Source organism: Mesorhizobium sp. M2C.T.Ca.TU.002.02.1.1, from assembly GCF_003997225.1.
The window spans coordinates 1-7,191 of sequence record NZ_RZTO01000272.1; the positions used below are offsets into that span (position 1 = coordinate 1).

Here is a 7,191-nt window from a genome sequence, read left to right on the forward strand (position 1 = left end):
AGATCCGGCAGCGCCTTATCGACGGGCCAGAGCCGACAGCCTTCCAGATCCTCGCGGGCAAGTAGGCCGACGGCTGAGCCCCAGGGAGTTCAGCTTCCCAAAGCCGCCCGGATCTTGCCGGCGTTCTCGGCTAGGACCTCCGGCTTCTCCATCTCGCCGGAATGCGGCTTCAAGGGTACACCCTCGAAACGCGGGATGACGTGGACATGGAGATGGTAGACGGTTTGGCCGGAAGCCGGCTCGTTGAACTGCATGATGGTGACGCCGTCGGCGTTGAAGGCCTTTTTCACCGCGACCGCAACTTTCTGCACGACGCCAAACAATGGTCCGAACGTTGCCGGATCGGCGTCGAGCATGTTGCGCGACGGCGCCTTGGGCACCACCAGCGTGTGCCCCGTGCCTTGCGGCATCACATCCATGAAGGCGACGACCGCGTCGTCCTCATAGACGCGGTGCGAGGGAATCTCGCCGCGCAGGATTTTCGCGAAGATGTTGCCGGGATCATAGGCTTCGGCCATGGGTGACACTCCCAATTGCATTCGCCGTCCGGTGTAGCGAAGGCGCCAATGGGCGGCAAGGCGTTCAGGCGAGATCGACCATGCCGGCTTCGACAAGAGCTCGGTGGAAGCGTTTCTTGCGCACAGACTCGCTCGCGAAATAGGGCGCTGCACAGTCCGCCAGAAGGGCCATCCTGGTCGCGAATACCGGGTCGAGCGGCAGACACGCGGCGGACATGGTCAATGTCGACAGGAATGCCGCGTCGAGCACGGCCGGAGCGACCAGATCGCCGGGCAACCCGCCGTTGATCGACTCGATCGCGTAGAAGGTCTTGTGCAAGGCTCTGTCGGAAGGTGGCAGGCCGGTGAGGGCGGCCGTGAATGAGGGCTGGTGATCGCCGTAACGCACGATGATGGCAGGCCGGCCCTTCAGCGCGGTTTCGAGTTTCTCGCGAAACGCGGCATAGGCCTCGACGCTCTCAGCCAGTCGCACGGCGTATTCGCCGTAATTCTCATCGCCTGTCAGCGCGACGGCTTCACGGCGGACATCGGCCCGAAGCTCGGGAGGAAAAATGCGGCGACGATGATCGCCGTGATTCATCAGCGTCATTATCGAGAGGAAACAGGGTTTCTCGTTTTCCAAGCGGTCCGCAATCCGGCCCAGCGCATGGCTGTAAAGCTGTTCGTCATGACGTTCCCGACGCCAGCGTTCGAGATCGAAGGGCGGTGGCAAGGTCGGGGCATAGGCGACCTCCTCGAACCCGATCGATTTATAGAAACGATCGCAATTGACGAAGTTGGGACGGTCGCAGCTCACATGCGACACATGATACCCCATGCCTGAAAGCACCGAGGGCAAGGAGTGGCGCAACCGCCCGGCGAGCAGATGAAAGACGAAGCGGCTGTCGTTTCCAAAGGAAAGCGAGGACAGGCCGGTCAGCACCGAAAATTCGGTCTGCAGCGTGCTGCCGCCGAAAACATCGACATGCAGAGCCCCTGACAGACCGTTCGCGGGTGAGAAGAACTGTTCGAAAGAGCGGTCGATCGGCACACCGTGATGCCTCGGATCGAAGGTCGATTCATGCAGGATCATGAAGATGTGCGGCCGAACCTCGCCGTTCTCCCGCTTTGCCGGTATAGGCGGCAAAAGCGGCAGCGGATCGGGAGTGATGTCGACGAAGCCCGGCCGTCGCGAAGGCCCCGCGCCGAGCCATGACGCCACGAAGGCGGAAAGATGCGCGCGATCCCTGGTGAGCAGGTCGAAGCGGAAACGGGGCGCTCCGCCGCTCAGCCGGTAGACTGCGATATAGATCAGGACCGCCGCGACGAACAATGCAAGACGCAGCGAGAGCGGCGTCGCCTGTTCCACCAGGGTCATGTCGATAAGCATGCCGACCGCAACGATCGCCGCCCCGGCGAAGAGGGCAGGGATCGCCATGCGGGCGTTGTCCACAAAGACGCTGCGCCAGCTGCTCGCGGCCAGATGATAGAGATCTCCGGCCAGGAGATTGAAGCCGAGATAGCGATATTTCAGCTTCGAGGCGATGCCGATGATGGCCGTCAGCATGAGCGTCATCCAGAGCGCGACGACCGCGCCCGGAAAAAGCAGATGCAGGAAAGCAAACAGAAGAAAGAAGGTGGAAAAGCCGATAGGCCATGTTCCCGGCTTGCCTTCGAGCCGGACAGTCAACAGCAGCGCGGCCACGAGCCCCGCCACACCGAGCCATTGCCCGACGCCCCAAGATGCCAAAGACAGCATGCCAACCCCGCGGTGCGTGCGCACCAATACCCCTGGGGATGACTTAGCGGATTCCACCAATCCGGTAAACGGTAGGCGTTGAGCCGGCTTCGTTGCTTGGCCAATATTAAACCCAGCTTTCGACGGCACGCCCTGCTATTGCACGAGAGCCGGTATTTGTCGTCTGATGCGGTGATCTCGCGCGCGGAGCAATCATGAAGTGGGTCGTTGCCGGTTGGCTGCTGTTCATCGTGTCGGCGCTGTTTTTCATCGCCGCGGCATGGCGAGCGGGTGATTTGCTGGCGCTCGCCGGCGCCGTGTTGTTCCTGGTCGCCTGCTTTTCGTTCCTGGTTCCGATCGCCGCCGGAAAGCCGCACTGACCGCCAGACCCGACGGTTCCTCCTATTCCTCCAGGTCCTTGCGGAAGGGCGTGTGCTCTTCGAGATATTCGCCCATGCGTTCGACCTCGCGCCGCTCGCGCCTGAGATAGTCGGCGACGGCATTGCGCAGACCGGGATGCGAAATGTAATGCGCCGAATGCATGGTCACCGGCCGGTAGCCGCGCGCCAGCTTATGCTCGCCCTGCGCGCCGGCCTCCACCACCTTGAACTTGCGCTCGATGGCGAAATCGATCGCCTGATGGTAGCAGACCTCGAAATGCAGGAAGGGGTGGTCCTCGATGCAACCCCAGTTGCGCCCGTAGAGCGCGTCGGAACCGATGAAGTTGATGGCGCCGGCGATGTAGCGGCCGTTGCGCTTTGCCATCACCAGAAGAATGTCGTCGGCCATGCGCTCGCCGATCAGCGAGAAGAACTGCCGGTTGAGATAGGGCCGGCCCCATTTGCGGCCGCCGGTATCCATGTAGAAGGCGAAGAAATCGTCCCAGGCGCTTTCGGTGATGTCCTTGCCGGTCAGCCTGTCGATCGAGATGCCGTCGACCAGCGCCTCACGGCGCTCCTTCTTCATCGCCTTGCGCTTGCGCGAGGCGAGCGTGGCGAGGAAGTCGTCATAGGTCGAAAAGCCGTCGTTGAAGAAGTGGAACTGCTGGTCGGTGCGGTGAAGAAAGCCGGCCGCTTCCAGCGTCGCGACATCGGGCTCGGTGGCGAAGGTGACATGCGCGGAAGAGACGCCGAGCTTGTCGGTCACGAGTTTCAGGCCTTCGGCGAGGCCGGCCTTCACGGCGCCCGCGTTCTCGCCTTTGCTGACCAGCAGGCGAGGGCCGGTGACCGGCGTGAACGGCACCGAGCATTGCAGCTTGGGATAGTAGCGCCCGCCGGCGCGCTCGAAGGCGTCCGACCAGCCATGGTCGAAGACATATTCGCCCTGGCTGTGCGACTTCAGATAACAAGGGACGGCGCCGAGAAGCCTGCCTTGCGCCGTTTCCAGTCGCAGGTGATGGCCCTGCCAGCCGGTGCGCCGGACAGCGCAGCCGGAGTCTTCCAAGGCGCTTAGAAAAGCGAAGGAAACCAGTGGGTTGTAGCCGTTTTCTTTATCGCCGCGCGTGGTCCCGGCAAAGCCGTCCCATTCCTCGCAGGTGAAGGCGCCGATGCCCGCCGCCACGCGGATCGCATAATCCGCGTTCGCTGCCCGTCCATCGTCGTCGTCGCCTTGATCCATGCGGCTTATTTAAGCGTCCTCAAGGTGGCTACAAGTCACGTTTTGGGCATTCCTCAGGCGACCTTGACCAGATCGGGCTCGAAGCCCTCGAAGGTCATCTGGTCGGCGTATTTGAAGGTGAGGTCGACCGCCGGCTGGTCATGCACGGTCCAGGTGATGACCGGCATCTTGAGCTTTTCGCGCACGAAGCTGACGAAGGGATTGGGCAGGTCGCCGGCGGCGTAGGAGGTGAAGGCGAGGTCGTGCGCGAGCATGGCGAAATGCGCTTCGATCAACTGGTTGTCCCTGCCATAGGCGGTCAGCCCGCCGGGGATGCCCGGCGCATCCTTGGCGAAGTCGCGGATCAGCCAGTGATCGAACGACATGATCGCCACCTTGCCCTTGTAGCGCTTGAGCAGCCGGCCGACGCTCGCCACCAGCCCCGCATCATGGCCGGGAACGCCTTTCAGCTCGACCACCAGCGGCACGCGGCCGTCGATCAGGTCGAGCGCTTCCTTGAGCGTCGGCACATGATCCTTCGTGCCGCCGACCCTGAGCGTCGCCAGCTCGGCCGCGGTGCGCTGCCAGACGAACCCGTCCTGGCCAGTCAGCCGTTTCAGGTCGCCGTCATGGATGATGACCGGGACGCCGTCGGACGAGATATGCACGTCGCATTCGATGGCGTAGCCGCGCTCGGCCGCCGCGGCGAAAGCCGACAGCGTGTTCTCCCAGCGGGTCTTGTTCATGTCGTGAAGGCCGCGATGCGCGACAGGCCGCGCGATCAGCCAGGAAAGGTCGGTCATCGTGAACCTCACTCGACTTCGAAGATCGCTTCGATCTCGACCGCGGCGTTGAGCGGCAGCGAGGCGGTGCCGACGGCGGAGCGGGCGTGCCTGCCGCGCTCGCCGAGCGCGGCGACCAGGAAGTCGGAGGCGCCGTTGGCGACCAGATGCTGTTCGACGAAGTCCGGCGCCGAAGCCACGAAGACGGTGATCTTGACCAGGCGGCGGATCTTTTCGAGGTCGCCAAGGGCCGCCTTGGCCTGCGCCAGGATGTTGATGGCGCAGAATTTCGCGCCTTCCTTGCCGGCGGCGGTGTCGATGTCGCGGCCAAGCAGCCCGCTTGCCTGCAGCTTGCCGTCCTTCAACGGCAACTGGCCGGCGGTGAACAGCGTGTTGCCGGTACGGCAATAGGGCACGTAGTTGGCGGCGGGCGCGGCGGCGGCCGGGATGGTGACGCCAAGATCGCTTAGCCGCTTTTCGATTGTTTCGCTCATTGGTTTTCCCTATTGCTGGAAGACGCCGCGTTGGCCGGGCCGAAATTGCTATTTTTGCCTCGCTTCCGCCACGACTTTTTTTAAGCTGGACCATCTTTCCCTGCGGCCTGCCCCCCAGCCGCGACGATCGGAGCAACGCATGCGCGCAACGCGCCTTTTTCTTGCCGCCGCCTGTCTTTCGGCCGCATTCCCAATGGCGCCGGCCTTTGCGGTGCCTGCGCTGCAGGCGCATCGCGCCGTCTACGATCTGACGCTCAACAAGGCTTCCGACCGGTCAGGCATAACCGGCATCACCGGCCGCATGGTCTACGAGTTCAACGGCTCCGCCTGCGAAGGCTACACGGTCAAGTTCCGCTTCGTCACCCAGATCGTCACCAACGACAACACCAGGCTGACCGACCAGCAGACGACCACTTTCGAGGACGCCGAAGGCAAGACCTTTTCCTTCGTGACGAAATCCTTTGTCGACCAGAACCTCGACAAGGAGGTCAAAGGCACGGCCACCAGGGAAGCGAAGGGCCTCAAGGTCGATATCGACAAGCCGGAGAAGAGCAGCCTCGAGCTCGCGGCCACGCAGTTTCCGACCCAGCATCTGGTCGAGCTGATCGGCAAGGCCGAGAAGGGCGAGAATTTCTACCAGACCAACCTGTTCGACGGCTCCGAGGACGCCAACAAGGTGATGACCACCACCGTCATCGTCGGCAAGAAGGCCGAATCTGACAAGACGGATCCGGAAGCGCCGGCGCTGGCCAAGCTCGCCTCCGACAAATACTGGCCGGTCGACATCGCCTATTTCGACGATACCGACAAAAGCGGCGAGGAGGTGCCGGAATACCGGATCAGCTTCAAGCTGCACGAGAACGGCATCACCCGCGACCTCGTCATGGACTATGGCGACTTCTCGATGACCGGCAAGCTGGTGAACCTGTCGCTGTTCGACCAGACCAAGCCTTGTCCCGCTTCGAAATAGCGATTTCCCGACGACAGCCGATCCGGCTTGCAGGCTTGGCCCTCAAACGCCATGTGTGAGGCTTACCAAATGCGGCGGGCCTGATGGCGGTCTATGTCGATGCGGCGATCTGGAAATGGGCCGGCCACCGCTGGTGCCACCTCCTTGCCGACGACACGGATGAGCTGCATCGTTTCGCCACCGAACTCGGCCTCAAGCTTTCCTCCTATCAAGGGCCGCCCAAGACGTCGGCGCCGCATTACGATATCACCGGCTTCGAGCGCGATCGCGCGGTCCGGCTCGGCGCCATCGAATGCAGCCGCGAGGAAATCGTCGCGATCTTTCGCCGCGTCAGGGTACCGAACGGCAAAGTAAAACGCTGAGAATTGGGCGGATCGCCGCAGGTCCGGGCGTTTTCCGGCGCCCGGCTTGCGTTTATGGGACTTCCCCTCTATATGCGCGCTCATTCCACACACGGACTTTGGTGTCTGCCCGGGAGAAATCCGGCTGAAACCTCCGGTGGCATCAGGACATCCCGTCCGAAATGCCTGTGTCCGTGGAGGCCAACCGGAAAGGAACTAAAGAATGGCTCTGCCAGATTTCAGCATGCGCCAGCTTTTGGAAGCTGGTGTTCACTTCGGCCACCAGACCCACCGCTGGAACCCGAAGATGGCGCCTTACATCTATGGCGCCCGCAACAACATCCACATCATCGACCTGTCGCAGACGGTGCCGCTGCTGCACCAGGCGCTGAAGCAGGTGTCCGACACCGTCGCCAAGGGCGGCCGCGTGCTGTTCGTCGGCACCAAGCGCCAGGCGTCCGACATCGTCGCCGACGCCGCGCAGCGTTCGGCCCAGTACTATGTCAACTCGCGCTGGCTGGGCGGCATGCTCACCAACTGGAAGACGATCTCGAACTCGATCCAGCGCTTGCGCAAGCTCGACGAGACGCTGGCCGGCGAGGCCCAGGGCCTCACCAAGAAGGAGCGCCTGAACCTCGACCGCGAGCGCGAGAAGCTCAACAAGGCTCTCGGCGGCATCAAGGACATGGGCTCGACGCCGGACCTGATGTTCGTCATCGACACCAACAAGGAAGCGATCGCCATCCTCGAGGCCAAGCGCCTCGGCATTCCGG

Annotated in this window: 9 protein-coding genes; 4 read left to right on the top strand and 5 right to left on the bottom strand. The window is 62.7% G+C overall.

All coding sequences use genetic code 11. The features are described 5' to 3' along the window. Window positions 1-89: 89 nt before the first annotated feature. On the bottom strand, window positions 90-518 hold the full coding sequence (locus EOD07_RS16200) for an HIT domain-containing protein (RefSeq protein WP_127236185.1): 429 nt from the start codon (window positions 516-518) through the stop codon (window positions 90-92). A gap of 64 nt (window positions 519-582) precedes the next feature. Next, entirely contained in the window at window positions 583-2,256 is a 1,674-nt protein-coding gene (locus tag EOD07_RS16205; protein WP_127236186.1) for a sulfatase-like hydrolase/transferase, read from the bottom strand. A gap of 194 nt (window positions 2,257-2,450) precedes the next feature. Here EOD07_RS16205 and EOD07_RS16210 point away from each other — a divergent pair, with 194 nt between their 5' ends. Further along, window positions 2,451-2,615 (top strand): cytochrome oxidase subunit III, encoded by a 165-nt coding sequence (locus EOD07_RS16210; protein ID WP_116390151.1) that lies wholly within the window; start codon window positions 2,451-2,453, stop codon window positions 2,613-2,615. Between the two features lie 22 nt (window positions 2,616-2,637). On the opposite strand, the gene EOD07_RS16215 is transcribed toward EOD07_RS16210, so the two are convergent. Genes EOD07_RS16215 through EOD07_RS16225 form a run of 3 tightly spaced genes read right to left on the bottom strand, consistent with a single transcriptional unit; the run spans window position 2,638 to window position 5,107 of the window. Further along, window positions 2,638-3,852 carry a GNAT family N-acetyltransferase gene (locus EOD07_RS16215; protein ID WP_127236187.1) on the bottom strand — a complete coding sequence of 405 codons (1,215 nt, stop codon included), beginning with the start codon at window positions 3,850-3,852 and terminating at the stop codon, window positions 2,638-2,640. Between the two features lie 53 nt (window positions 3,853-3,905). Then, entirely contained in the window at window positions 3,906-4,634 is a 729-nt protein-coding gene (locus tag EOD07_RS16220; RefSeq protein WP_071073604.1) for a glycerophosphodiester phosphodiesterase, read from the bottom strand. An 8-nt stretch (window positions 4,635-4,642) separates the two neighbouring features. Then, complete coding sequence (locus EOD07_RS16225; protein ID WP_041007085.1) at window positions 4,643-5,107, bottom strand: RidA family protein; 465 nt, start codon at window positions 5,105-5,107, stop codon at window positions 4,643-4,645. A 139-nt stretch (window positions 5,108-5,246) separates the two neighbouring features. On the opposite strand from EOD07_RS16225, the gene EOD07_RS16230 reads away from it, so the two are divergent. From EOD07_RS16230 to rpsB, 3 genes are all read left to right on the top strand, one after another. Next, window positions 5,247-6,077: a cell envelope integrity EipB family protein gene (locus tag EOD07_RS16230; protein WP_071029793.1), complete on the top strand. Its 831-nt coding sequence runs from the start codon at window positions 5,247-5,249 to the stop codon at window positions 6,075-6,077. Between the two features lie 83 nt (window positions 6,078-6,160). Next, a complete protein-coding gene (locus EOD07_RS16235; protein WP_040987257.1) occupies window positions 6,161-6,439 on the top strand; it encodes a DUF4031 domain-containing protein in 279 nt (92 codons plus the stop codon). A gap of 202 nt (window positions 6,440-6,641) precedes the next feature. Further along, window positions 6,642-7,191: 30S ribosomal protein S2 (gene rpsB / locus EOD07_RS16240; RefSeq protein ID WP_127236188.1), on the top strand; the 550-nt coding region annotated here is incomplete at its 3' end.

Bases quoted from the DNA above. Each gene is read 5' to 3' on its own strand.
- EOD07_RS16200 (WP_127236185.1), bottom strand. From the start codon at position 518: ATGGCCGAAGCCTATGATCCCGGCAACATCTTCGCGAAAATCCTGCGC.
- EOD07_RS16205 (WP_127236186.1), bottom strand. From the start codon at position 2,256: ATGCTGTCTTTGGCATCTTGGGGCGTCGGGCAATGGCTCGGTGTGGCG.
- EOD07_RS16210 (WP_116390151.1), top strand. From the start codon at position 2,451: ATGAAGTGGGTCGTTGCCGGTTGGCTGCTGTTCATCGTGTCGGCGCTG.
- EOD07_RS16215 (WP_127236187.1), bottom strand. From the start codon at position 3,852: ATGGATCAAGGCGACGACGACGATGGACGGGCAGCGAACGCGGATTAT.
- EOD07_RS16220 (WP_071073604.1), bottom strand. From the start codon at position 4,634: ATGACCGACCTTTCCTGGCTGATCGCGCGGCCTGTCGCGCATCGCGGC.
- EOD07_RS16225 (WP_041007085.1), bottom strand. From the start codon at position 5,107: ATGAGCGAAACAATCGAAAAGCGGCTAAGCGATCTTGGCGTCACCATC.
- EOD07_RS16230 (WP_071029793.1), top strand. From the start codon at position 5,247: ATGCGCGCAACGCGCCTTTTTCTTGCCGCCGCCTGTCTTTCGGCCGCA.
- EOD07_RS16235 (WP_040987257.1), top strand. From the start codon at position 6,161: ATGGCGGTCTATGTCGATGCGGCGATCTGGAAATGGGCCGGCCACCGC.